The organism is Aeromonas sp. 75A (genome assembly GCF_051919425.1).
In the GTDB taxonomy this organism is placed as follows: Bacteria; Pseudomonadota; Gammaproteobacteria; order Enterobacterales; family Aeromonadaceae; genus Aeromonas; species Aeromonas veronii.
Genome location: NZ_JBQBES010000002.1, coordinates 4,564,677 through 4,589,757, shown reverse-complemented (window position 1 = coordinate 4,589,757; position 25,081 = coordinate 4,564,677). Strand labels below are relative to the sequence as shown.

At 58.5% G+C, this 25,081-nt stretch carries 20 protein-coding genes; 6 read left to right on the top strand and 14 right to left on the bottom strand.

Annotation, left to right across the window (positions count from 1 at the left end; translation table 11 throughout):
* Window positions 1-8 precede the first annotated feature (8 nt).
* Window positions 9-986 (bottom strand): AAA family ATPase, encoded by a 978-nt coding sequence (locus tag ACTG2T_RS21350; RefSeq protein WP_265774189.1) that lies wholly within the window; start codon window positions 984-986, stop codon window positions 9-11.
* A gap of 144 nt (window positions 987-1,130) precedes the next feature.
* Window positions 1,131-2,669, bottom strand: coding sequence for an arylsulfatase (locus ACTG2T_RS21345; protein WP_330124341.1), 1,539 nt, complete (start codon window positions 2,667-2,669; stop codon window positions 1,131-1,133).
* Window positions 2,670-3,513: 844 nt separating this feature from the next.
* Here ACTG2T_RS21345 and ACTG2T_RS21340 point away from each other — a divergent pair.
* The 5 genes from ACTG2T_RS21340 to rplY all read left to right on the top strand — a co-directional run bounded on the left by ACTG2T_RS21340 (window position 3,514) and on the right by rplY (window position 10,861).
* The gene (locus ACTG2T_RS21340; protein WP_213389537.1) at window positions 3,514-4,791 is read left to right on the top strand and encodes an HD-GYP domain-containing protein; all 1,278 of its coding nucleotides are present in this window, start codon (window positions 3,514-3,516) and stop codon (window positions 4,789-4,791) included.
* 120 nt (window positions 4,792-4,911) lie between these two features.
* A complete protein-coding gene (locus ACTG2T_RS21335) occupies window positions 4,912-5,334 on the top strand; it encodes a CBS domain-containing protein (RefSeq protein ID WP_005333273.1) in 423 nt (140 codons plus the stop codon).
* Between the two features lie 240 nt (window positions 5,335-5,574).
* Complete coding sequence (gene hrpA / locus ACTG2T_RS21330; protein WP_330124340.1) at window positions 5,575-9,474, top strand: ATP-dependent RNA helicase HrpA; 3,900 nt, start codon at window positions 5,575-5,577, stop codon at window positions 9,472-9,474.
* Between the two features lie 95 nt (window positions 9,475-9,569).
* Window positions 9,570-10,457, top strand: coding sequence for a hypothetical protein (locus ACTG2T_RS21325; RefSeq protein WP_330124339.1), 888 nt, complete (start codon window positions 9,570-9,572; stop codon window positions 10,455-10,457).
* 116 nt (window positions 10,458-10,573) lie between these two features.
* Window positions 10,574-10,861: a 50S ribosomal protein L25 gene (gene rplY / locus ACTG2T_RS21320; protein WP_005333252.1), complete on the top strand. Its 288-nt coding sequence runs from the start codon at window positions 10,574-10,576 to the stop codon at window positions 10,859-10,861.
* 106 nt (window positions 10,862-10,967) lie between these two features.
* Here the strand turns inward: rplY and ACTG2T_RS21315 are convergent, their stop codons facing one another.
* Complete coding sequence (locus ACTG2T_RS21315; RefSeq protein WP_005360322.1) at window positions 10,968-11,360, bottom strand: MerR family transcriptional regulator; 393 nt, start codon at window positions 11,358-11,360, stop codon at window positions 10,968-10,970.
* Between the two features lie 122 nt (window positions 11,361-11,482).
* Between ACTG2T_RS21315 and ACTG2T_RS21310 the strand changes: the two genes are divergently transcribed.
* The gene (locus tag ACTG2T_RS21310; protein WP_111900942.1) at window positions 11,483-12,658 is read left to right on the top strand and encodes a thiolase family protein; all 1,176 of its coding nucleotides are present in this window, start codon (window positions 11,483-11,485) and stop codon (window positions 12,656-12,658) included.
* Here the strand turns inward: ACTG2T_RS21310 and ACTG2T_RS21305 are convergent.
* The 11 genes from ACTG2T_RS21305 to ACTG2T_RS21255 all read right to left on the bottom strand — a co-directional run bounded on the left by ACTG2T_RS21305 (window position 12,655) and on the right by ACTG2T_RS21255 (window position 24,919).
* Window positions 12,655-13,878 (bottom strand): EAL and HDOD domain-containing protein, encoded by a 1,224-nt coding sequence (locus ACTG2T_RS21305; protein ID WP_005333249.1) that lies wholly within the window; start codon window positions 13,876-13,878, stop codon window positions 12,655-12,657. The two genes, ACTG2T_RS21310 and ACTG2T_RS21305, sit on opposite strands and share 4 nt — an antisense overlap.
* A 115-nt stretch (window positions 13,879-13,993) precedes the next feature.
* A complete protein-coding gene (locus tag ACTG2T_RS21300) occupies window positions 13,994-15,262 on the bottom strand; it encodes an OmpP1/FadL family transporter (RefSeq protein WP_330124338.1) in 1,269 nt (422 codons plus the stop codon).
* Between the two features lie 252 nt (window positions 15,263-15,514).
* Complete coding sequence (locus ACTG2T_RS21295) at window positions 15,515-16,801, bottom strand: outer membrane protein transport protein (RefSeq protein WP_330124337.1); 1,287 nt, start codon at window positions 16,799-16,801, stop codon at window positions 15,515-15,517.
* Window positions 16,802-17,203: 402 nt separating this feature from the next.
* The gene (locus ACTG2T_RS21290; protein ID WP_330124336.1) at window positions 17,204-17,983 is read right to left on the bottom strand and encodes a DUF3379 domain-containing protein; all 780 of its coding nucleotides are present in this window, start codon (window positions 17,981-17,983) and stop codon (window positions 17,204-17,206) included.
* Window positions 17,976-18,575 carry a sigma-70 family RNA polymerase sigma factor gene (locus ACTG2T_RS21285; protein ID WP_005333245.1) on the bottom strand — a complete coding sequence of 200 codons (600 nt, stop codon included), beginning with the start codon at window positions 18,573-18,575 and terminating at the stop codon, window positions 17,976-17,978. Before ACTG2T_RS21285 ends, ACTG2T_RS21290 begins: the two co-directional genes overlap by 8 nt.
* 13 nt (window positions 18,576-18,588) lie before the next feature.
* On the bottom strand, window positions 18,589-20,100 hold the full coding sequence (locus tag ACTG2T_RS21280; RefSeq protein ID WP_330124372.1) for a hypothetical protein: 1,512 nt from the start codon (window positions 20,098-20,100) through the stop codon (window positions 18,589-18,591).
* Between the two features lie 20 nt (window positions 20,101-20,120).
* On the bottom strand, window positions 20,121-21,572 hold the full coding sequence (locus tag ACTG2T_RS21275) for a VWA domain-containing protein (protein WP_330124335.1): 1,452 nt from the start codon (window positions 21,570-21,572) through the stop codon (window positions 20,121-20,123).
* The gene (locus tag ACTG2T_RS21270) at window positions 21,563-22,555 is read right to left on the bottom strand and encodes a VWA domain-containing protein (protein WP_330124334.1); all 993 of its coding nucleotides are present in this window, start codon (window positions 22,553-22,555) and stop codon (window positions 21,563-21,565) included. The genes ACTG2T_RS21275 and ACTG2T_RS21270 overlap by 10 nt, the downstream gene beginning before the upstream one ends.
* The gene (locus tag ACTG2T_RS21265; RefSeq protein WP_330124333.1) at window positions 22,552-23,091 is read right to left on the bottom strand and encodes a DUF4381 domain-containing protein; all 540 of its coding nucleotides are present in this window, start codon (window positions 23,089-23,091) and stop codon (window positions 22,552-22,554) included. Before ACTG2T_RS21265 ends, ACTG2T_RS21270 begins: the two co-directional genes overlap by 4 nt.
* Entirely contained in the window at window positions 23,076-23,978 is a 903-nt protein-coding gene (locus ACTG2T_RS21260) for a DUF58 domain-containing protein (protein WP_330124332.1), read from the bottom strand. The genes ACTG2T_RS21265 and ACTG2T_RS21260 overlap by 16 nt, the downstream gene beginning before the upstream one ends.
* Complete coding sequence (locus tag ACTG2T_RS21255) at window positions 23,969-24,919, bottom strand: AAA family ATPase (RefSeq protein WP_115522093.1); 951 nt, start codon at window positions 24,917-24,919, stop codon at window positions 23,969-23,971. Before ACTG2T_RS21255 ends, ACTG2T_RS21260 begins: the two co-directional genes overlap by 10 nt.
* Window positions 24,920-25,081: the final 162 nt, after the last annotated feature.

Here is a 25,081-nt window from a genome sequence, read left to right as displayed (position 1 = left end):
GGTATTGCTTACCCGATGACGACGTGATCGAGCAGAGTCATCACCACCTGCTGGTGATCCACCCCATCTGCCAGCGCGTCATAGCTGAGGGTAAAGCGGTGAACAAGCACGCTGGGCACCATGGCGCGCACATCGTCGGGCAGCACGTGGTTGCGCCCTTGTAGCCAGGCATAGGCGCGGGCGCACTTGTCCAGAGCAATGGATGCGCGGGGGCTGGCGCCGACCGCAATCCACTGTGACAGCCCGGTGGCCGGGTAGCGATCGGGGTGTCGGGTCGCCATGACCAGCGCAATGATGTAGTGCTCCACCAGCGGTGAGACCGTCATGGCCGAGAGCTCTGATCTGGCCTGCAAGATGAGTTCAGGGGAGAGGGGGGCGAACCCCTCGTTCTGCTGGCGGGTACCGCGCTCTTCGGCCCGCACCAGCCGAATGATGGCAAGCTCTGCCTCATCATCGGGGTAGGCGACCGAGACCTTGAGGGCAAAACGGTCCATTTGGGCTTCTGGCAGCGGGTAGGTCCCCTCCTGCTCGATGGGGTTCTGGGTGGCCAGCACCATAAAGAGCTCGGGCAAGCGATGGCTCTTGTCACCGACGGTAACGGTGCCTTCGGCCATCGCCTCCAGCAGCGCCGCTTGTACCTTGGCGGGGGCGCGGTTCACTTCATCGGCCAGTACGATGCTGTTGAAGATGGGGCCTGGCTGGAAACGCAACTGGTGGGCTCCGTCACGCTCCTGATACATCTCTGTGCCGGTTACATCTGAGGGGAGCAGATCGGGGGTGAACTGAATGCGGCCGAAGCTGGTATTGAGGGCTTCTGCCAGCGCCTTGACCGAGCGGGTCTTGGCGGTGCCGGGCAAACCTTCAAGGAGCACGTGGCTATTGGTCAGCAGGCCGATGACCAGGGCGCGGATCACATGGGACTGGCCGACCACACTGTGACCAACCTGTTCGATGAGTTGCGAGATCTGTTGTTGCAAGGGGTTCATAGGGTTTTCCACAGGGTACATTTAACGAGACAGAGATAGGGCTAGGAGGGGGCCAACGGATTTTCACTTTCCAGCCAGTTCGGGGCGAGCCGGCTGGAAATTGAAAACGCCCACCAGAGAGTGATGGGCGTTGGAGTCACCGCCTTACTTGATGGTGGCGACTTTTTGTTTGAGTGCATCCAGCTCTGCCAGTTTGCCCTTGAGCATCAGGCTCTGGGAGCTAATGCTGGCCGGGTTCATCTGGAAGCTCTGCTGCATCGGGTAGTTGGGCAGAGTGTCGAAGAACTCTTTCAGGATCCCCTGTGCAGGTACGAACAGCCACATGTTGTCTGCCATCCAGCGCAGATACATGCCTGATTCATGCGGTGCCTTCTCGAACGGATCTGCGCGCAGGTTGATGATCTGCGGCCAGTTCGGAGTCACACGCGCCGCGTCGGTGATGCTGCCCTCCATGGTGGCAAAGTTCAGTTTGAAGTCATTCCAGCGCACGGCGTTGAGTTCGCCGTTTGAGGAGAAGTAGAGCATGGAGTTGCGTGGGGAGGTGTCGGCTTTTCCGGCGAGATACGGCATGAAGTTGTAACCGTCCAGTTTCACCCGCCACTGTTTGCCGTTGGCCTTGTAGCCCTTGGCCAGCTTCTCTTTCACATCCGGTACACCGGCAGCGGCCAACAGGGTCGGCATCCAGTCCTGATGGGCCATCATGGCGTTGACCTTGGTGCCTGGCTTGATCACGCCTGGCCAGCGAACCAGTTGCGGAACCCGCATCCCGCCTTCCCATGTGGTGCCTTTTTCGCCGTAGAATGGGGTGGTGCCGCCATCCGGCCAGCTGACGGTCTCGGCGCCGTTGTCAGTGGTGTAGATCACGATGGTGTTGTTGGCGACCCCCAGCTCGTCCAGTTTGTCGAGCAGGATCCCCACCTGATCATCGTGCTCCAGCATGCCATCGGCATAGATGCTGACGCCGGATTTACCCTGATACTTCTCTTGCAGACGGGTCCAGACGTGCATACGGGTGGCGTTGTGCCAGATGAAGAAGGGCTTCTTGGCCTTGACTGCTTTCTCCATGAACGCCAGCGAAGACTCGAGGAACTCTTCGTCAGCATGCTCCATGCGCTTGCGGGTCATGGGGCCGGTATCTTCAATCTTGCCGTCGGCAGAAGATTTGATGACGCCGCGTGGGCCGAACTTCTTCTTGAACTCCGGATCTTTCGGGTAGTAGTAGGTTTCCGGTTCTTCTTCTGCGTTCAGGTGATAGAGGTTGCCGAAGAACTCGTCGAAACCGTGCTTGGTCGGCAGGTGCTGGTTCTGATCGCCCAAATGGTTTTTGCCGAACTGAGCCGTCATGTAACCCTGCTCTTTGAGCAGATCACCGATGGTGGGGGCCCAATCCGGAATGCCGTGGGTAGAGCCGGGCATGCCGATGGTCAGCAGACCGGTACGGAATGGCTCTTCACCGGTAATGAAGGCGGCGCGGCCGGCGGTGCAGGATTGCTGACCGTAGTGATCGGTAAAGAGGGCCCCTTCATTGGCGATCCTGTCCAGGTTCGGGGTCTGGTAGCCCATCATCCCCTGGTTGTAGGCACTGATGTTCCAGTAGCCGATGTCATCGCCCATGATGGCAAGAATATTGGGCTTGGCGGCTGCTGTGGCACTACCAGCGGTGGCCATTAAGGCAAGGCTCATGGCTATTTTGTTTATTTGAATGGCCATTATTGGCTCCACTCCTAATCTGATGTGAATTGGTACACAAAATGGGCGATGAAAGCAGCGTGCGTTTAACGCGGTGGAAATATCATCCCGTGCAGGCTGTTGGAGGGGATGGAATACCCGGATGGGCACATTCCCCTTTATCGCTGTCGTTATGACCTGCAAAGAGTGATATGACCTGAATAGCCCGAGTTAACCGCCGCTTGGAAATCAGCTTTCAACAGTTTCACTCTATAAATCCCGTTTATCCCTGTCGCCTTATAGCGAATATAACCGCTGGTTATCCGATATTTTTTCACCAACCCTTTGGTCGCAAGCTATCGGGTGGGCTTGCGCGAGCATGGGAAGCTGTATCCAGAAGGCGGAGGTGTCTACAGCTATCGATGGCGATAAGGCGAATAAATGGGTGATGGAGTTCACAATTCGGCTAATCAATTTAGGGGATGAGAGCTGTTATGAGCGTTGTGGTGTGCCTTTATTCAAAATTCTTACTGGCAAACCGAGCACTCTTTAATTCTGATTAAGTCATAATTAAGTAAAGTTGGGGTGTTGATTGTTTCGCTTAGATATGAGTTTTTAAAACTGCTCACAATCTCATCGCGAGATTTAAAAAGTCTGCTCGCATATTTTTGAACGTATACATATGACTTGAATGGGTGTGGCCAAATAAATCCAGCTGTAATCTTTGCCTTTTCAAGGTGTCAGGGTCATAAATGCCTATAAAAACAAGGTAAAAGGCTCGGCTATTGACTAAGTTGATAGAAGGCGAAGCATAAAACAGCGCCAGTTTGATACAACAACATCGCATGGGACCCGGATCATGGACAGAGCGCAGGGCGCAGCCCCCTTTTCGTTGCAAGTGGATCTAAGGCAGGTGGTGTATGCCCTGTCAGCCTCGCTGGATCTGGTGGGCATTGGCGATGTGGCCCACGGTAAACGGGTCGGGATTATGGCTGCCGAGTGCAGCCGGGAGCTGGGAATGAGTGAGGCCGAACGCTGTCTGCTGTTCGAGCTCGGGGTGCTGCATGATATCGGTGTCTCCTCGACCATCACCCATCACCATCTGGTCAGCGAGTTCGATTGGGAGTCCTCCCAGCGCCACTGCGAGGTGGGATATCAGCTGCTCAAGGATTTCCGTTTGCTGGCCCCGCTGGCCCTGCCTATCCGTTATCACCATACCCACTGGCACCTGTTGCGCGAGATGGCCGATGTGGACCCCAATGTAGCCCGTCAGGCCAACCTTATCTTTCTGGTGGATCGCTGCGATGCGTTGGCGGCGCCCTACTATGGTGATGGTTCATTGTTGATGCATACCAACGAGATCCGCGCACGCCTGCAGGATTTCCGTGACGAGTTCTTTGCCCCCGAGCTGGTGGATGCTTTCCTCAAGGCGTCTCGCTCTGAGGCATTCTGGCTGCAGCTGGAAGCGCGCTCCATCAATGATTACATGCTGGAGATGCTGCAGGTGCGGGAGCCTTGCCTGACCTTCAACGGGGAGCTAAAAGCGCTGGCGCAGATCTTCTCTGGCATTGTCGACGCCAAAAGCCCATTCACGATGACGCATTCGCTCGGTGTGAGCAGGTTGTCTCGGGCATTGGCCGAGCAGATGGGAGTCAGTGCCATCCATTGTGACATGCTGGAGATCGCCGGTTTGCTGCATGATCTGGGCAAGCTCAGGGTGCCGGACGAGATCCTCGACAAGCCTGCCAGCCTGACGAAAGAGGAGCGGGCCATCATCAATACCCACAGCTTCGAGACTTACCAGATCCTGCGCCATATCGAAGGGTTTGAAGAGATTGCCTGTTGGGCGGCCTATCACCATGAGGAGCCTGATGGGGAGGGCTATCCGTTCCACCTGCCGGCATCCGCCATGGCGCTCGAAGCGCGGATCCTGCGGGTCGCCGATATTTTTCAGGCAATGGTGCAGGACAGACCTTATCGCCGCGGTCTGCCTGCCCGTGACGCATTGACCTTTATGCAGCAACTGGCGGATCAGGGGCGGGTCGATCCCGCTGTGGTGGCGGTGCTGGCCGATCACCTGCCGCAGATGATGATGGCAGCCATTCCGGATCGTGAGCCGGATCATGCCACCAATTGAGGGAGAGGCTGGCCGCTGACTCATACTGCCGCGAGCCAGCTATGCTTGGAACAAGCCGAGCATGGTGCCGGTACCGGCGCACAAGACGCCAGCTTGATGGACTACCGTAGGGGAGCAGATATGGAATCGCTAAAAGCCAAGGATTATATGCAGAGCAGACCCATCACCTTCACTGCCGACATGATGGTGCAAGCTGCGGTCGAGAAATTTCTGAACAGTCATCAGCTCGGTGGCCCTGTGGTGGATGGGCAGGGCCATCTGATTGGCTGGATCTCCGAGCAGGATTGCATCGCAGTGCTGCTTAAGGAGGCCTATCACTGCGAACAGGTGGCGCAGGTCAAGGATGTGATGCGCAAGGAGGTGTTGTCGGTGGGTCCCGATACCAGCATTTTGAGTCTGGCGGAGATGATGATGGGACAAAAGCCGAAGATCTATCCGGTGGTGGAGGAGGGACGCCTGCTCGGTGTCATCAATCGTCACAACGTCATGCAGGCCATTCACGCCCAGCTCACTACCTGTTTTGTCCATCACACCCACGGTTAACCCTGTTTTCCTCTCTCCCAAGGCAAGCTTCGGCTTGCCTTGGCTATTTCATATGCTGCGATTTATTCATGTTATGCCATCTTACAATGGTTGTTTTGTCATGTTTGAGGATCGGCCAATCTCTCTGTCTTCCCATATATAACGCTACGTTAAGGCTTGCACCGTTCCCGCTCGCTCTTTAGGATCGCTCCCAGCTTATCGATATGGCCCCTCTGGGCACCTATTTAAGGAATTCGTACCTTGTCTCTCTCTATCGAGGCGCTGCGCCGCCGTCTCTCTGCCTGCATGAATCTCGACGCCCGCCGCCTTTCCAGCCGTCTGCACGGGGTCAAGAAGCTGCCTGAAGGCAAACAGGCCGCCGTGCTGGAGACCATCGCCGCCGATCTGGATGCCGCGCAAGCTCGCTATCAAACCCGTCTGGCCGGAGTGCCCAAGGTGACTTATCCGGACAACCTGCCGGTGAGCCAGAAGCAGGCTGAGATCGCCAAGGCCATTCAAGAACATCAAGTGGTGATCATTGCAGGGGAAACAGGCTCGGGCAAAACCACCCAGATCCCCAAGATCTGTCTGGCGCTCGGGCGTGGGGTCAAGGGCTTCATCGGCCACACCCAGCCGCGCCGTCTGGCGGCCCGCACTGTGGCGGCCCGTATTGCCGAGGAGATGGAGTCCGAACTCGGTCACTACGTGGGTTACAAGGTGCGCTTTACCGATCAGGTGAGCGAGCAGACCCACATTAAGCTGATGACTGACGGTATTTTGCTGGCGGAGATCCAGAACGACCGGATGCTCACCCAGTACGACACCATCATCATCGATGAGGCCCACGAGCGCAGCCTCAATATCGACTTCATCTTGGGCTATCTCAAGCAACTGCTGCCCAAGCGCCCCGATCTCAAGGTGATCATCACCTCGGCCACTATCGATCCGCAGCGTTTCTCTCGCCATTTCAACAAGGCGCCGGTGATCGAGGTCTCCGGCCGCACTTATCCGGTGGAGGTGCGCTACCGTCCACTCGTCAGTGACAAGAGCGAAGGGCTTGAAGAGCGCGATGAACTGCAGGGGATCTTCGATGCGGTGGAAGAGCTGGCCCGCGAGGGACTGGGGGACATCCTCATCTTCATGAATGGCGAGCGGGAGATCCGCGATACTGCCGATGCCTTGCGCAAGCTCAATCTGCGCGATACCGAGGTGCTGCCGCTTTACGCCCGCCTCTCCAACGCCGAGCAGAACAAGGTATTCCAGCAACATGCCGGACGGCGCATCGTGCTCGCCACCAACGTGGCGGAGACATCGCTGACGGTGCCGGGCATTCGTTACGTCATTGACCCGGGCTCCGCCCGCATCAGTCGTTACTCCTGGCGTACCAAGGTGCAGCGCCTGCCCATCGAGCCGGTCTCTCAGGCCAGTGCCAACCAGCGTAAAGGGCGCTGCGGTCGGGTGGCGGACGGCATTTGTATCCGCCTCTACTCGGAGGAGGATTTCAACGGCCGCCCTGCCTTCACCGACCCCGAGATCCTGCGCACCAACCTGGCCTCCGTTATCCTGCAGATGCTGGCGCTCGGCCTTGGCAATATGGAGGCGTTCCCCTTCGTAGAGCCACCAGAGTCCCGCCATATCAAGGATGGCCTGACTCTCTTGAAAGAGCTGGAGGCGGTGCGCGAGCTGCCCGCCACCGGCGAGCGCGAAGCCAAGTTGCAGCTGACCGAGACCGGTCGCCAGCTCTCGCGCATCCCCCTTGATCCGCGTTTGGCGAAGATGGTGATCAGCGCGGCGCAGACCGGCTGCTTGAGCGAGGTGATGGTGATCACCGCCGCCCTCAGCATTCAGGATCCCCGTGAGCGGCCCATGGAGAAGAAGCAGGCCGCCGATGAGCAGCACAGGCGCTTTGAGGACAAGGATTCCGACTTCCTCGCCTTCGTCAATCTGTGGAACTACCTGAAAGAGCAGCAGGATGCTCTTGGCAGCAACCCGTTCCGCCGCATGTGCCAGAAGGAGTTTCTCTCCTATCTGCGGGTGCGGGAGTGGCAAGACATCCATTTCCAGCTGCGTCAGACGGTCAAGGAGCTGGGTTTTAAAGCCAACCATGAACCGGCGGATTTCAAGACGGTGCACTGTGCCCTGCTGACCGGCCTCTTGAGCCACATCGGCAACAAGGATCTGGAAAAGCCCGAGTTCCTTGGCGCCCGCAACGGCCGTTTCCACCTGTTCCCGGCCTCGGGTCTGTTCAAGAAGCCGCCCAAGTGGGTGATGGCCGCAGAATTGGTGGAAACCTCGCGCCTCTACGCTCGCATTAATGCCAAGATTGAGCCCGAGTGGGTGGAGCCGCTGGCAGGCCACCTCATCAAGCTGCACCACAGCGACCCACATTGGTCGAAGAAAAACGGCGCCGTAATGGCCAAGGAGAAGGTGACCCTCTATGGTCTGACCCTGGTCAACGAGCGCACCATCAACTTCAGCCGTATCGATCCGGCGCTGTGCCGCGAGCTGTTTATACGCCGCGCGCTGGTGGAGGGGGATTTCGAGACCCGTCACCGTTTCTTCAGCGATAACCGCAAGCTCCTGGCCGAGGTGGAGGCGCTGGAGCACAAATCCCGTCGGCGCGACATCCTGGTGGATGACGAGGACTTGTTCCGCTTCTACGATGCCCGTTTGCCGGAGGAGGTGATCTCCGCCCGTCACTTCGACAAGTGGTGGAAAGAGGCGCAAAAGCAGGATCCCGAGCTGCTCAACTTCGAGAAAGAGATGCTGATGAAGGGAGATGCGGCCCACATCAGCGATCTCGACTACCCCAACTTCTGGCAGCAGGGGCGCCTCAAGCTCAAGCTGACCTATCAGTTCGAGCCGGGGGAGGCGGCGGATGGCGTGACCCTGCATATCCCGCTGCCGCTCCTGAATCAGGTGGAGGTGAAGGGGTTTGAGTGGCTGATCCCCGGGCTGCGCCACGAGCTGTTGGTGGCCCTTATCAAGTCGATGCCCAAGCCGATGCGCAAGAACTTCGTGCCGGCGCCAAACTATGCCGATGCGCTGCTTGCCAGCATCAATCCCGAGCAGGGACCGCTGCTGGACGAGATGGAGCGCCAGCTGCGCCGCATGACCGGTGTGACCGTGCCCCGCGAATCCTGGGACTGGTCTGCGGTGCCCGATCACCTGAAACTCACCTTCCGGGTGGTGGACGACAAACACAAGAAGGTGGCGGAAGGCAAAGATCTGGAAGCCTTGAAAGAGTCGCTGCGCGGCAAGGTGCAGGAGACGTTGTCACAAGTGGCGGACGACGACATCGAGCAGTCCGGCCTCACCCTGTGGAGCTTTGGCGAGCTGCCGAAGGAGTACAGCCAAAAGCGCAGCGGTTTCGAGGTGAAGGCCTATCCGGCGTTAGTGGATCAGAAAGATTCTGTCGCCATCCAGCTGGTGGAGAGCCCGGTGGTGCAACAGCAGCTGATGTGGGCCGGTCAGCGCCGGCTGGTGCTGCTCAACGTGCCATCTCCTATCAAGTATCTGCAGGAGAAGCTGCCCAACAAGGCCAAGCTGGGGCTCTATTTCAACCCGTTTGGCAAGGTGGCGGAGCTGATTGATGACTGTATCGCCTGCGGCTGCGACAAACTGATCGAGCAGCACGGCGGCATGGCCTGGGACGAGGCCGGTTTCGAGGCGCTCAAGGAGTATGTCCGCGCCGAGCTCAACGATGCGGTGGTGGAGGTGGCCAAGCAGGTGGAAGCCGTGCTGACGCTGTCCCATGAGATCAAGAAGCGGCTCAAGGGCAAGATGCAGCTCGATACCGCCTTTGCCATGTCCGATATCCAGCAGCAGCTCGGCAACCTTATCCACAAGGGCTTTGTCACCGAGACCGGCTGGCAGCGGCTGCCGGACCTCTTGCGTTACCTGCGGGCCATCGAGCGTCGCCTGGAGAAGCTGGCTATCGATCCCAACCGGGATCGGGTCTACATGCTCAAAGTGCACAGCGTGGAGTCGGAGTACAAGGCGCTGCTGGCCAAGATCCCCAAATCCCAGCTTATTCCCACCGAGGTGGTCAATATCCGCTGGATGATTGAGGAGCTGCGGGTGTCGTTCTTCGCTCAGAATCTGGGGACCCCTTATCCGGTCTCCGATAAACGGGTGCTTAACGCCATCGCTCAGTGCTAAGCTGCTATCTAACTGTTTTAACAGCATGATAGCGGGTGATGAGAAGGGGTTGCCGGTCAGGTAGCCCCTTCAAACCGCAAATCAGGGAGGCAAGGATGCTGGGGATCTGGTTGAGTGTGGCGCAGGTGGTGATCAGCGGTTATCAACCCATCGCGGAACAAACTTGGGTGCAGTTGAACCCGGAATATTACCCGCTGGCGCGCACGCCGCCTGCGATGTTTGTGGCCTGGCGTGGCAATCAGTTTCCGCCGCTGGCCCAAAAGCAAAAGCACGGTTGCTGGCAGATCCTCTTTCCAGCCAGGTTGGTGCCCCCCTTCGATCTGTTCGAGGGGGAGGCGCAGCTCTCCAAAACCTATCTGGCAAGGCTGCGGCGCATCGACGAGATGGCTTACGGGGTTGTGCCCGGGCAGGCTGTTGCGGCTGGTGCAATCGTGCAGCAGGGGAGTGGGTCCCCTGCTTATCACGCGCAACCTGTCGCGCCCTTTATCGCCGAGTTCCGCACACCCCAAGACGCGTTCGGTGGTGTTGATATGCCCAGCGACCCCGCCGAGAGCGAACCTCTACTGGTTCAGCTGGGGGTGGCCTTTCGCACTGCGGGGATGAGTGGTGCCAAAGGAGATGAGGGAGTAGCGAGCACCGATATGGCGCTCGCCAGCCACACGGCTAGCTTATCCGCAGGCAGTGACGTCATGCTTACCCTCTCGGCTCCTGCGGCCGGCGGTCCACAAACCGTGTGTCATCAGGTCGCAGCAGGGGAGACCCTGTGGCGTATAGCGAATCAGTTATCCAGTGCCCGGGGAGCCGATACCTACAGCTATTTGTTGGCGCTGGTGGCAGAGAACCAGCAGCGGCTTGGCAAGAGCATTCGGGTCAGAACGGGGGAGGGTCTCTACTGCCCGCGCGCCGAGACCCTGGCGCGGTTTGATGCCCTGAGCCCGGCCCAGCGTCAGCAGCAATTCGCCCGGTTGGAGCAGGGGCGCTAAATGCAGAGTCGGTACCTTGTATCCGAATTTGGCCCGTGGTAGTATTCGCGCTCGTTTTGCGAGGTGCTGACCGGTCGCAGTTAGCACCATAAATTCATCCAAAAGAGATACATACTATGTCTTTCGTATTCCAAGCTGAAGTCCGTTCTGACCTGGGGAAAGGTGCGAGCCGCCGCCTGCGTCAAGCTGACCAAGTTCCTGCCATCGTTTACGGTGCAGGCAAAGAAGCCCTGTCCATCACTGTTGACCACAAGAAAATGATCCTGGCTCAAGAGAAGCCGGAATTCTATGAGTCTGTACTGACTCTGGTTATCAACGGTGAAGAAGTTAACGTAAAAGTGAAAGCTATCCAGCGTCACCCGGTACGTTACAAGCTGATCCACTTGGACTTCGTTCGCGTTTAATAGCGAACCGTCAGGTCGAAGAAAAGCCACTCTCAGGAGTGGCTTTTTGCTATCTGGCATCTTGTGATCGGGCTGAAAGAGCTACCTGGTCAGCCCAGCAAGCCGGTTATCCCAGCTGGCTAAGGGCCTGTTGGCAGCGCTGCTCGGCGGCATCCAGCTCCAGCAGCACCATCCTGATATCTTCCATCTGCTGTTGCAGTGTCTCCCGTTTCTCCTCAACCAGTCCCAGCATGGTCTGTAACTGGGTGCGGCTGCTCTTGTCGGCATCATAGAGATCAAACAGCTCGCGGATCTCGGCGAGGCTGAATCCGAGCCGCTTGCCGCGCAGGGTGAGTTTGAGGCGAACCCGATCCTGCTTGCTGTAAATGCGGGTTTGTCCCTCTCGGGCGGGATTAAGTAACCCCTGATCCTCATAAAAGCGGATACTGCGCGTCGTAATATCAAATTCCCGGGCCAGCTCACTGATGCTGAAGCGCCGTCCTTCATCCTTGTTGTTCATACAGACTTCTTGGCGAACTAAATCCTGTCTGCACCTTAACTAAACGTAAACTGCACTGCAACTCTTGTTCCATTGCGTCAGAACCCCTATGTTATGGCCATGTAACAAACAGAGGCAGGCAAATGGATATTGCAATTGTGGCGGCAAAACGGACTCCGATGGGGGCGTTTCAGGGGGCATTGGCAGAGGTAACTGCGCCTGAGTTGGGTGCCTGTGCCATTGAGGCGGCACTACAGCAAAGTGGGCTGCGTCCGGAGCTGGTCGATGAAGTGTTTATGGGCAATGTGCTGGCGGCGGGCGTGGGGCAAGCGCCAGCCCGGCAAGCGTTGTTGAAAGCAGGGTTGCCAGATAGTGTGCCTGCTACCACGGTTAACAAGGTGTGCGGATCCGGCATGAAAGCAGTGATGTTGGCGGCGGATACCATCCGCCTTGGTGACAACAGGGTGGTGGTCGCGGGGGGGATGGAGAGCATGAGCCGTGCCCCCTATCTGCTGGATAATGCCCGCAGCGGCTTTCGGATGGGGCATCAAAAGGTGTTGGACCACCTCTTCCTCGACGGTTTGCAAGATGCCTATGATGGCCAGCTGATGGGGGTACATGCCCAGCGCAGCGCCGATCAGGCCGGTTTGACACGCAGTGCCATGGATGAGTTTGCCCTTGCGTCGCTGCAGCGGGCCCGCGATGCGCAGCACGACGGTGCGTTTGTGTCCGAGCTGACAAGCGTCTATCGCGGTGAGCGCTTGTTGCTGGCCGAAGACGAGCAGCCCGGCAAGGGCAGACCGGAGAAGATCCCTACCCTGAAGCCTGCCTTTGGCAAGGAGGGCACTATTACGGCGGCCAATTCGAGCTCCATCTCGGACGGTGCGGCGGCGCTGATATTGATGGATGGCGCCACGGCGCAAGCCTGGCAGGTACCTGTGATGGCTCGGATCGTCGGTTATCAGAGCCATGCGGCATTGCCCGCCGAGTTTACCTCTGCGCCCATTGGTGCCATTTCACGCTTGCTGGCGAGTCTGGCATGGTCGGTGGAAGAGGTGGATCTATTCGAGATCAACGAGGCCTTCGCCATGGTCACCATGCTGGCCATGAGCGGGGTCGGCATCCCTCATCACAAGGTCAATGTGCATGGTGGGGCTTGTGCGCTTGGTCATCCGCTGGGGGCGAGTGGCGCACGCATTCTGGTGACGCTGATTGCCGCGCTGCGGCAACGGGGTTTGCGGCGAGGCGTGGCCGCACTCTGTATCGGGGGCGGGGAGGCGACCGCTATCGCGGTCGAAGTGAATGACGAAACGAATTAATTGGTGGCTTCCATCGCCAGCAGTTGTTCCGTGACCCAGGTGGTGGCGGCCAGATAGAGGTGACTCACCTTATCCTCGCTCAGCCCCAGGCGGGCTGTTCTGGCCGTTACCCGTGACCAGTTGGCGCTCTCGTAATCTTCACAAAACGCGAGGTAGAAACCCAGATTGCCTTTGCGCTCCAGCAGCGCCAGCCGAATATCGTCGATAAGAGGGATAGTGCCGAGCAGCTTGTCCATCGGCTGCTCCATCAGTACATCCAGCAGGGAGAAGAGACCGGTGATAAAGGCCTGTTGTGCCTGCTGGCTCGGGGCGTGGGCGTGGGCCAGCAGTTCACAGAATCGGGCTCGGATCATCGACATCTGGTAGAGCTCGGCGCTCTTGCCCTTGCCGGCGCTGGTCGCGGCTACCAGCGAGACAAAGCGCTTTAGCTGGGTGTTGCCCAGATAGATGGCAGCCTGGCGAAATGACGAAATAGGGTTGGTGTGACCTTTGAGATGGTTGACATAGCGCAACAGCTTGAGAGAGAGGGAGATATCCTGACCGAGCAGCTGCTCAATCTTGTTGATATCAGGCTCTGCCTCGTTGACCACGTTGAGCAACTGCATCACCACGACTTGCGCTGGCTCCATGGTGGCTTGCTTGACCATCTCGGGTCTGCTGAAGAAAAAGCCCTGGAACAGCTGGATCCCCAGCTGTTTGACCCGCTCGAACTCCGCCTTGTCCTCTACTTTTTCTGCCAGATAGGTGAGCCCCAGCGTCTGATGCCGCTGGATAAACACTTTGATCTGCATCAGGGGGGTGGCACGAAGATCAAACTTGATGATGTGGATAAAGGGGAGGAAGCGCTCCCAATCCGGCGACATGGTGAAGTCATCGAGTGCCAGTTGATATCCCAGCTTGTGCAGCTGTTTCACCTTTTCCAGCAGGGCATCATCCGGTGGGGAATCTTCCAGGATCTCAATCACCACTTTTTCGGGCGGCAGGCACTCTGCCAATCCCTCCAGCAGCAGTGAGTGGGGGAAGTTGATAAAGCAGGGGCGGCCGCCCAAGAGCTGATCGATATTTTGTTGCAGGAACTGTTCGACCACCAAGCGTGACGTCGCCTGTTGGGAGGAGATGCTCGGGAAGACATTATTCAGACTATCGCGAAAGAGCAGCTCATAGGCATGAGTTTTGAGGTCTCTGTCGAGGATCGGCTGTCTTGCTACGTAGGAATACATGCCTTGCTCCAGTAAAGGTACTGGGTTGATTTTATGGTGTTGCAGAACACTATGCCAGTGTTCACCTTATTGAGTAAGGCAATAATTGGCATAGCGTTTTTTGCAGGGAAGGAATTTAGAAGAGATAGCTCAATTGTGCACCAGCCAGCCAGGCATCCCCTTCAGAAGTGCCCTGGAAGGTGGAGGTCGTCATCGGATTACCCGGTTGCAGCTCCATTTTTTCAGTGACATCCACCTTTTTGCCATCGATCAGGGTCAGCCCCAGATCCACGGTCAGGTTGGGCGTAAACTGATACCCCATTCCCAGGCTGTACCAGAGGCGATCGGCATCCGGGATGGAAATGGTACGACGATCGGCTGGCACCGGGCTGGCGTCATAGGCCACACCGGAGCGCAGTTGCCATTTGGGAGTGACCTGATAGGTCATACCGATGGCGTAGCGCCAGCTATCTTCCCAGTGCTCGTCCTTGATGTGCATGTTCTGCAAATTGTTGAGATCAGCTTCCAACTGAACGAATTTGCTCCAGTTGGTCCAGTTCAGGCTGCCGTGGAAAGCCAGCTTGTCAGTCAGCTGATGGAACGCCGCCAACTCTGCCGTCGCTGGCAACGGCAGATCCAGACTACCGGTATCTCTGATCTCGGTAACGGAACCATCTGCATTGGGTCGGCCCACGATAGCATCTCCCGAGAGGGTCAAAGTGACATCGTGATGGTAGGAGAGGCCAATTCGGGTTTGTTCGGACAACTCCAGCAAGGTGCCGACATTCCAGCCCCATGCCCAGCCATCCCCTTGCAAATGTTTTGCGATCAGGTTGCGAGAAGGGAAGGTGCCACCGACTTCGCCTTCGCCCTGAATAGCAGAGATCCCGGCACCAATTGACCACATCTCATTGATGCGATAGGCGAGTGAGGTACCCAGATCCATGGTCTTGATATCGGAGACATTACCAAAGTGTCCCGCGCTGTAGTTATCCGGCATCTTGACGCCAAGACCGTAGTAAGAGGTCGCCGAGAAGCCGAGTCGCCACTGTTCGTTGAGTGGAATGATGAGATAGGCGTTGGGTACCCAGGCTGCGGCGGCGATATCGTGTGCACTGGCATCGGAGGTGACGATACCGGCTTTGGTCGGCAAGCGGGTGTTACCTTCAATATTGACGTCAGGACTGACATAGATGACTCCGCCAGAGAGCGCCATCTGATCGAAGCGGGTCATGGCTGCTGCATTGCGGGAGAGCACACTGGCGTTATCCGCGATGGCTGCCTCACCGGCAAAGGCGCGTCCCAGGCCTGTAGCGGACTGTTCAGCCAGCTGGAACCCGGCGGCATGAGTCTGACCCGCGATCACCAGCAGGGCGATGGCGGACGGTTTGATGATGGGATGCATGGCAAAATCCTTGCTGTTACCCGAAGGTTCAATCGGTCATATGAATGGAGGCAGGATTTTATATGGTATGACCAGTAAGGCAACGGTAATGGCCAGTATCTGGATAAAACAAGATTAAATGCTGGAAGGATGCATTCTAATAGCTTGATTAAAAAAGAAAAATAAACAGGTGTGTGCTACATGTGTGCGCTGAAATGGCTACTTAGGACAAAAAAAGAGCGCCTGACGGCGCTCTTTCAATTCTATCAATAATCAGAACTTCATGTTGAACTGGGCAGAAGCCAGGAAGGCGTTGCCGTGGGAAGTACCTTTCCAACGCAGGCTGTCGGAGTGGCTACGCAGACCTTCGTTGACGTCAACTTCTTTGCCGTCCAGATAAGCCATACCAAAGTCAACACTCATATCTGTGTTGATATGGTAGGTGGCACCGGCGCTGTACCAGATACGGTCTGAGTCGGGAATGCTCAGGCTGCGGTAGTCAGCTTCGATCGGGGTGTTGTCATAGGCGAAGCCCAGACGTGCTTCCCAAGCCGGATTGATATACCAGGTACCACCGATGGAGTAGCGAGTAGAGTCTTTGAACTTTTCATCTTTTTGCAGACATACGCCGCCAGCACATTGGCTGCTGGTTGCTTTCAGCTCCTGGAAGGCGCTCCAGTCAGTCCAGTTTACAGAGTAATGAACAGCAAACTGCGGGCTCAGGCGATGGTAACCGGCGAACTCGGCTTGTGCAGGCAGATCCAGCTTCAGGTTGCCATCCACGGTGCGATTCAGTGAGCTTGCGCCTTGGAAATCACCGTCAAAGCTCATATCGACTTGTGAACGGTAGGTCAGTGCGAAGCGATGGTTTTCATTGACTTCATACAGGGTACCAACGTTCCAGCCAAAGCCCCAGGTGTCGCCTTTCAGATGAGCCAGACGAGTATCTGTCGGCAGCGGGCCACCTTGGCTAGGTGGGTTCAGCGGGCCCAGCAGACCGGCATAGCGGTTGAGTTCGGCGGCACCGTAAACGGCGTTGATACCAGCACCGACACTGAAGTGTTCGTTGACACGATAGGCAATGTTCGGGTTGATATTGAAGGTCATCAACTCGGTATCACCGGCACCGGCACCAGCCGGGAAGGTTTTGGAGTATTCGGTGGAGAGACCGTAGTTGGAGAAGATGCCAATACCCCAAGCCCACTGGTCATTCAGCGGCTGAATAAAGTAGGAGGCGGGAACGAAGGCTGCCGGAGCAATGCCACTTTCGCTGGCTGGAGCCATTTTGTTCGCGCCAGCGTAAACAGCACCATCCACATCGACATCCGGTTTGATGTAGGTGCCGGAGACAGAAACTGCCATCTTGTCGAAGGTGGTCATGGCGGCCGGGTTACGGGCCAGAACGGAGGCGTTGTCGGCAATAGCTGCTTCACCGGCATAGGCGCGACCCAGACCGGAGGCCGAGTGCTCGTTCAACTGGAATGCCGCAGCATGGACTTGACCGGTGGCCAGCGCGATGGTGGCGGCAATCAGGCTCTTCTTGAAAATAGTTGTCGTCATGGTGTTCTCTCTTGTAGGCAGATTTTTTTGCCGATATTGGCTGCACGTTCAATGCAAACCTCGACAAAATCCGTTTTTATTTCAGCTTCTTCCCAATCAATTCTGGCGTGATTCTATGGATCTGGTAGGAGGTAAGAAATCAGACCAGTGACAGCAGAATACATAAAAGTGATCGATGTGTTAATCATTTGTTTTAACTTGCTGTTTAATTCATCATTTTCAGGGTCTAAAGGCGGAATATTGACCTGGATTGCCGATCTCCGTCACAAAAATAATTTTGTCAATTTTTCGAAATCTTGAGGCAAATGAGTGACAAAGGGGAGTAAACAGGGAGGGAACAGGCTGCGGCTCGTGACCGCCGCCTGCTATTGAGGATGGTTCTGAGGTTGTTAACCAGCGATGTTAAATGTCCCACTGCAGACGTGACTGCAGGGCGTTGGCAACGGGGGCAAGTGGCTCTTTCATCTCGCCAATCAGTACCATATTGGCGCCTTTGAGCTGGACTATCTCCCCTTTGAGGGTGCCATCTTCAAAGGTGGCCTGTTGCAGGGTTAATGGCACATGTTTGGGCACTAAAAAGAGAGTGACTGGCCCCATCTTTCCCTGGATCACCATGTGCAAGGCTGGTCCCTGATAAAACGAGCAGTGATTGACATAGGTCACCTTGAGCCCATCCATCCCGCTTAAGGTGGCGCCATACTTCTCCATCTTGGCATTGATGTTATGCAGATTGACCTGCTCATCGACACCTTCAATAAAGGGTTCTTCGCCATAGACATGAGCCATCGCCACCTGTGCGAGGGAGAGGGCCGCAGGAGCCGTTTCTGGCAGCGTGATCCAGCGGGTGCTCATTCCCAGCAGGAAGGCGACCGATGCAGCCAGGGCGATCTGGCGCCAGAATGTTGATGTCCGGAGCTTGACTGGCGCCGTGCCAAGGGGTCGTGATGGCGGCATATCATCTGGCGCATCACTGTCTTGCAGCATGGCTTGCCTGAGCAGGATCCGCTCGGCCAGTCCGGCGGGAACCTCTACCTGCATGGCACGCTTGAGGCTTCTGTCGAACTGCTTCATCTCGTCGAGGTAGTTCCGATTGGCCTGGCTTGCTTCAGCGGTTTTGAGAAAGTCCGGTTGTTGATCGTTGGGCTGGATCATGGCGTTGCGGCGAAATTCGAGTTCATCCATGTCCGTGTCCTCTTGCTTGGTTCTTCTGCTCCATCGCCTCCTTGATCTGGTTGCGGGCGCGAAACAGTCGGGTCATGACGGTGTTCTTGTTGAGGCCGAGCATCTCGGCAATCTCCTCACCACTGAATCCTCCCACGACTTGCAGCAGCAGTGGCTCCTGATACTCCTCGGGCAACCGGGCGATGTGACGGTGCAACCACTCGTTCTCCATCTCCTGTTCGCTGTGCAGCGCATCGTGCTGGGGTTGAGGGTGATCGTCGAGATCCACCAGCTCCAGCTGTTTACGTTCAAAGCGGCGGGCGTTCTCCCGTCTGAGGATGGTGATCAGCCACCCCTTGGCCGCCTTGTCATCCTGCAGGGTGTCGATAGCCTTCCAGGCACGAAGGAAGGTCTCTTGCACCAGATCTTCCGCCACGTTGGGGTCCCGGGTCAGCCAGTAGGCATACCGGTAGAGATCGCCATGCAGTGCATGAACCAGTGCTTCAAATTTGGTTTGTTTGTCAGCCATGGGATCAGAGACCGGCGAAGTGGCCGGATCATTTCCACCAATATGCTGCTGAGCACGTTTTTTTCTAAAAAACAGCAGTGCCATAGGGCAATCCTTGTCAGGGCGCGTAGCGGCGGGAGCGGGAACTCCCGAGCGCCAGCAGGTAAATCAGGTATGCAATACCGTCCGTTTCATCAGCCCTGAGGGTACGCGCCAGAGCGCGCCACTCGATGGGCGGGCCAGAAGAGGGCCGTGCAAAACAGGCTCGCTCGAGTGCGGCGAGCGCGTTGCCGAGCCGATTATGCCCAGCGTCGGGCAACTGGCCTAATTGATAATAGGAGACCTGCCAGCGCAAGGTCGCCCATCGGATCAGTGCCTTGCGACTGGCATCCGGCTGGTGTTGGGCAAGGGCACGTTGCAGTTGATAGAAGGCGCGCCAGCGGGGCCAGTGGCGCCATAGCGTACGCAGCGCCACGGCCAGCACGACCCACCAAAGGCTTTCTCGCAGTGCCACCTGCGATGTCTGCTGATTAGGTTGCCGATTTGTTGTTGCCTGAAACGTCAGCGTGATGGCAGGCAGGCTGGCCTGCTCAATCCGGCCGCTTTGGGTATTAAACCAGGGCAGATCAATGGGGGGAAGCTGGTAGTCACCGCTCTGCTCCGCGACCAGAGTCTGGCGCCACTGTCGCTCAAACAACAGCTTGCCATCTCGGTAACGCTCCTGCTGTTGCTCGCCATCGGGATGTGCCTGTATGCCGTTTGGCAGTTGATGGGCCATCAGGTGGGCAAGCTGTATCTGGCCGCTGTCACCATTCTCCATGGTCAAGGTGAGGATACGGATCTGTGGTTCACCCACTTCCCCCGTGGAGGCCGTTTCAAGCCGTTGACTCAGAGTCAGCCGGGTGGCCACCGGTGTGGCGGGGGCTTTGTCGATCCTCACCTCTAGCGGTGCCGCACGGGCCGAGAGTTTTTGCGGCTTGCCCCCTTGCGGCGTGAGCTGCCCCTGCAAGCGGGGTGAGTCGAGGTACCAGAGTCCCGGCGCTTTTGCCTGAATAAGCCAGCTGCGGGTGAGCCTGCCGGGCAGACCTGCCTGAGCAGGGGCGATCCACTCGTCGCTACCGAGGCGACGGATGGTGAAGTGGGCAGAGCTGAGCTCGCTCAGGGCCGGGTTTTGCATGCTGGTAGGCAGCCACAGTGTCAACCGGTAGATCACCGGCTGGCCGGGATAGAGCGGGCCCTGATGATCAAGGCTGGCCTGCATCTCGAGGGGCGAGGGGGCTGCGGGTTGTGGCAGCGCCACTGTGTTCACCTCTCTCAATGGCAGGGTGAGCGAGGGGGTGAACTCATTTCCCAGCTTGAGCGGGGCAATCACCACCTTTGTATAAGCGGGTGAGTCGCTCTGGTGCAGCGGGATCTGCCAGCGAGTCAGTTGTTGTACCGGGGTCGTGACCCGGCTCATGGTCACTCTGCCCACTGCAAACTGGCGCAGTAAGGGGGTGATCTCCAGTTCGCTGCTCTGGCGCTCGCCATCCGCTTCGATGATCAGCAGCCAATCGCTGGGATCGGCCCCCGGCAGCAGCTCTGCCCGAGGGGGCAGGGCCCAGCAAAGTGGACTCGCCAGTGCGAGCAACAGCCCCCATCCTGCCCGCGTCACCAGGGCTCCTCCACCTTGATAAGGTCCCGGCGCAGCGCCTCTTTACGCAGTCGCTGTTCCAGCAGCAACACCGGGGGAGAGGGTGGCAGGGGCATTGCTGCTGCCTGCTGTTCAGCCGATGGCTTGGGCTGCTTGCTGTTGCTGGTATCGGGAGCAGCAGCCGCTCCGCCTTGCAACAGAGAGAGATTATAGAGCGCATCTTCATGGCCGGGTTCAAGCGCCAGAGCGGCCAGATAGGCCTCTTTGGCGGCCGCAAACTCCCCCAGTTGCAGCAGGGCATTGCCGCGGTTGTAGTGGGCGGTGGCGCTCGTCGCTTCCTGATAGGCTGCGATGGCTTGCCGGTAGGCACCAGCCCGATACCAGGCGTTGCCGCGCCAGACTGGATCGTTGAAGGTGCGGGCCGCCCGCTGAAAATCCCCCTCTTGATAAGCCTGCATCGCTTGCAGATCCCCCCTCTCTGTTGCTTGCAGATCTTGTGGCGCAAGCAGCTGAGCTCCCACCATCAGCGCCATCATCAACCGGGCGCCGACTCTGGCCAGCAAGGCCAGTGGTAACAAGGGGATCAGCAGCCAGGGGCCAAGATCCAGTGGTGCCGGGGTGAGGGCCGAGGTGGTGGTGGGCAGCGGTGCAAAGTGAGGGACATCGCTATCAAGCCATTGCAGCTCACCGCCGAGGCGATTGGCCAGTGCGGCAATGGCCTGACTATCGGGGGCGGGCAACTGCGCGGGCATGCGGGTGGCAAACCCCAACTCATTGGCCGGAATGGCGGGCATGGGGGCCGGTTGACCGCTGCTGGCAAGCAGAATATCGAGGCGTGCCGACTGGGTGTCGCGGCAAAGAAGGCGTTGCTGACAGGGCCACAGGGCGGCGATTTGGGTCATCTGATTCTGGGTGAGGTCGTCGGTGATCAGCAGCAGACGGGCTTGTTCTCCAGGGGCCAGCTGCTTCATGGCAAGTTCCACCGCCCGTGCCGGGTTGCTGCCCTGCAACGGCATGATATCGGGGCGCAAGTCGGGCAGCAGCAGCGAAAGGGCCTGATGATCCCGGGTGGGCGGCATGGCGAGGTAGGCATCGCCTGCGTAGAGGATCAGCGCAATGCGTTCACCCTTGGCGTGGCGCAGCAGCTGCTGCAACTGCCATCTGACCCGGGTCGCCCGATCCGGTTTGAGGTCGGTGGCGGTCATCGAGCGTGACAAGTCGAGCAGCCAGATATCGAGCGGCGCCGCAGGCTGCTGTTGCAGCTCGCCGCGCAGTGCGGGGCCACTCAGGGCCAAAATCACGGGCAGGGCTGCCAGCCAGAGCCAGGGGCGCTGAGGACGTGAGGCTGGCAGCAGATAAGCCTGCATCGCAGGTGCGAGCAGCGGGGGCTGGCGACGCTGGCGCCACCCTTGCCAGAGCCAGGGGATGAGTGCGATCAGCCACAGGGGGCGGAGCAAGATCAGATCCATCTGCGTGCACCTCGTGTCAGCCAGCTACGCACCATGCGAAACTCCAGCCTGCCGTGCCCTGACGGCAGAAGCAGCAAGCCACAAAGCAGTGCCAACGGCCAGGGGTAGAGCTCGATCACCGGCTGGTACTGGGCAATCGGCATGGGGGCAGGTTCAAGGGCATTGAGAGTCGCGTTGATGGCATCGAGATCGCTTTGGGTGCGTGCCCGAAAGTAACGCCCTTGGCCTGTCTGTGCCAGCTCTTTCAGGAGCGGCTCGTCCAGTTCGCTGCTGGGATCGGCCTGACCGCTGCCCGCCTCATCGTAGGGTTGGATAAAGGTATCGGGATCGGCCCCGACCCCCAGCGTGTAGATCCTTATTCCCTGTGCCGCGGCGAGTTTGGCCTCCTGCAGCGGGTCGGCATTGCCTGCGGTATTGCGGCCATCAGTGACCAGCAGCAGGGCGGTGGGGCGACCCGGATCCCCATGCTGACGTGCCAGCTGGATTGCTTCGCCAAGGGCGGTGGTTCGGCCGACCAGATCAAAATCGAGCTCGTCGCTCAAGGTCAACAACGCAGGGATCTCCTGAGTGAGGGGAGAGAGCAGATAGGCGTGATCGGCAAAGACGATGAGGCCCACCCTGTCTCCGGCCCGTTTGGCGAGCAGCGCCTTGATCTGCTGGCGCACCGCAGTCAGCCGTGCTTGCTGCTCGCCGTTATCGAGCATATCAGGGGTGCGCATGCTGTCTGACAGATCCACCGCCAGCAGCAGATCCCGACTCCCTTCATATTGAATAACCGGTTCTCCCCACCACTGGGGGCGGCAGAGGGCGAGGATAAGGGCGCACCAGAGCAGCATGGCGCGCCAGAGCGGTAATCCGGCCTGAGGACGCAGCAGCGCAAACCCGGGGTGAGCCAGATAGCCGTGGCGCAGGGGCGGCAAGCCGAAGCGCACCAGCAAGGGCAGCACCAGCGCCAGCGCAAACCAGGGCCAGGCCAGGATCATGGATGCCTCCGCGCGGTTTTACGCCTCGAGCGGGGGGCGAGCTGGAAGAAGAGGGTTTGACCCCAACGGCGATAATGTTGCCGGAGTTGTTCGCACTGCTCGCGAGTCGGGTTCTGGCTGCCATAGAGCCAACTGCTCCAGTGAGACGAGAACTGGCTAAAATCGCTGCCGCCGTGGCGATCGATGAAGGCGAGCCACGCCTCACCTTGCAGTTGGCGCGCCTCGGGCCAGCGCTGTAGCGCTTCATGACGCAGGGCCTCCTGTATTTGCACCACCAGCAGCGCCGGATCCCCCTCCAGCTGGCGACACCAGCGGCGGTAACGTATCACCCTCTTGGCAATCAGGACGAGCAGCAGCAGAAGAAAACCGGCGATCAGGAGCCACAATAGCGCCTGCACTCTGGGATCAAGACTCTGTTCAATCAGATCCGGCCCAGGGTGGATGTCGCGCATCAGGGCGGCCAATGGCGGAGTGATGGCCTCGGAGGCGGGACTGGCGCTGTCGAGCTCGGCGGGGGAGATCATCCCTGATGACATAACCCCTCCTGCCACTGTTGTTGCAGCGTCTGGCCGTTATCGAGCAGGTAGAGGCGCTGTACCAGCGGCAGCAACTGCTGCTTGCCGTGGGTCAGTTGCTGTTCGGCAGCTTGCTGGTAGCGGCGGGAGAAACCGGCATGGCCCCCATCCAGCCAGCCCTGATAGTGTTGCCCTGGCCGATCAATGGCCACCGGCAGTTGGCCATTAGAGGGAAGGGCTGCCTCGAGGGGGTCACGGATCTGCCAATAGTGAATATCGTGGCGGCGGGAGAGCAGTTGCAATTGCTGACAGAGTACCGACTCGCAGGGTCTGTGATCGGTGATGATCGTCAGCTTGGCTCCGTGAGGTAGCTTCACGCCGGACAAGGTGTCGGCCAGCGAGTGAGAGAGGGGGCGGCGTGCCAGCCCTTGCTGGTAGTGATGGCAGAGGGATTCTAGCAGGGGCAGCACGCTGCCGCGCTGGCTCTGGTGATGGGGGATAAGCCCGTGGCAGATCAGGGTGTTGTGCTGCTGCTCCCCTTGCCAGATCAGGGCGGCTGCCAGCTCGCACCCCAGTCGTGCCTTGAGCTGCCGTGTAGAGCCGAAATACATGGCAGGAGAGAGATCGAGCAGCAACCAGTGCGCCTGATCGAGCTCCTCGCTATAAAGGCGGGTATAGGGACGACCGAGGCGTGCGGTCACTCGCCAGTCGATATGGCGTACCTCGTCACCCGCCTGATAGGCGCGCAGCTCTCGAAACGTGAGTCCGGGAGAGCGGCCCGGTTTGCCGCGTTCGCTGCTGCTTCTGCCTGCGTGAGGTGGCTTCCTGGCCTTGGCCCATAGCCGGATATTGAGCAGCCGTGGCAGCGACAGGGCGATATCGGGATGCAGACCGGGATCTAGGGGCATGGCACCTGATCCAGCAGTTGGGCGATCAGGATATCGTTATCCAGATTGTCGGCCAGTGCCTGATAGCTGGGTATAAGGCGGTGGCGCAGCACAGGATAGGCTTGCAGCTGGATATCTTCCGGCAGCACATAATCACGTCCGGCGAGCCAGGCGCGGGCGCGGGCGGAGCGAGCCAGCCCAAGTGTGGCGCGGGGGCTGGCCCCCACGGCAATCAGTGGCTCAAGGGCAGGGCACAGGCCGCTGCCCGGGCGAGTGGCGCAGACCAGCTCCACCAGATAGTGCTCCAGTCGGCTTTGCATGGTCACCGCCAGCACTTCGCTGCGGGCACGTTGCAAGGTGGTCTGGCTCAGGGTCACTGGCGCCGCACCAAGCTGTTCCCCGCTGGCGTTGAGCTGCAAGATGGCGAGCTCCATGGTGGGGCTCGGGTAATCCACCATCAACTTGAGCAGAAAGCGGTCGAGCTGCGCCTCCGGCAGGGGATAGGTTCCCTCCTGCTCGATAGGGTTCTGGGTGGCGGCCACCATAAAGAGAGGTGGCAGCCGCCAGCTCTTTTTGCCCACGGTGATCTGGTGTTCGGCCATGGCTTCCAGTAGTGCAGATTGCACCTTGGCCGGCGCCCGGTTGATCTCGTCCGCCAGCACCAGATGGTTGAACAGGGGGCCGGGCTGGAATACAAAGCTAGCATCCTGCGGGTGAAACACCTCGCTGCCGGTGAGATCGGCAGGAAGCAGATCGGGGGTAAACTGGATACGGGCAAAGCGTCCCTCGACGGCGCCAGCGAGCGCCTTGACGGCGCGGGTTTTGGCCAGCCCGGGGGCCCCTTCGATTAACACATGTCCTTCACATAACAGGGCAATCAGGAGCCCTTCGATTAGCTCCTCCTGCCCCAGTATCTGACTGCCAAGATAGTCCCTAAGTGCTCTGAACTCGGCCGCTGCCATGCGATAAACCCGTTGTTTTTATGGAAGTTGATCTTTTTATACTCCAGTTGCTTCCCAAGGGCGAGCAAAGGGGCCTTGCCGTGCTTAATTTAGTTTCAATCAGCTGTATGAAACTTGTGATTGGATTGTTAAGATGTGGCGCAATGAGGTCAGACCTCTGCC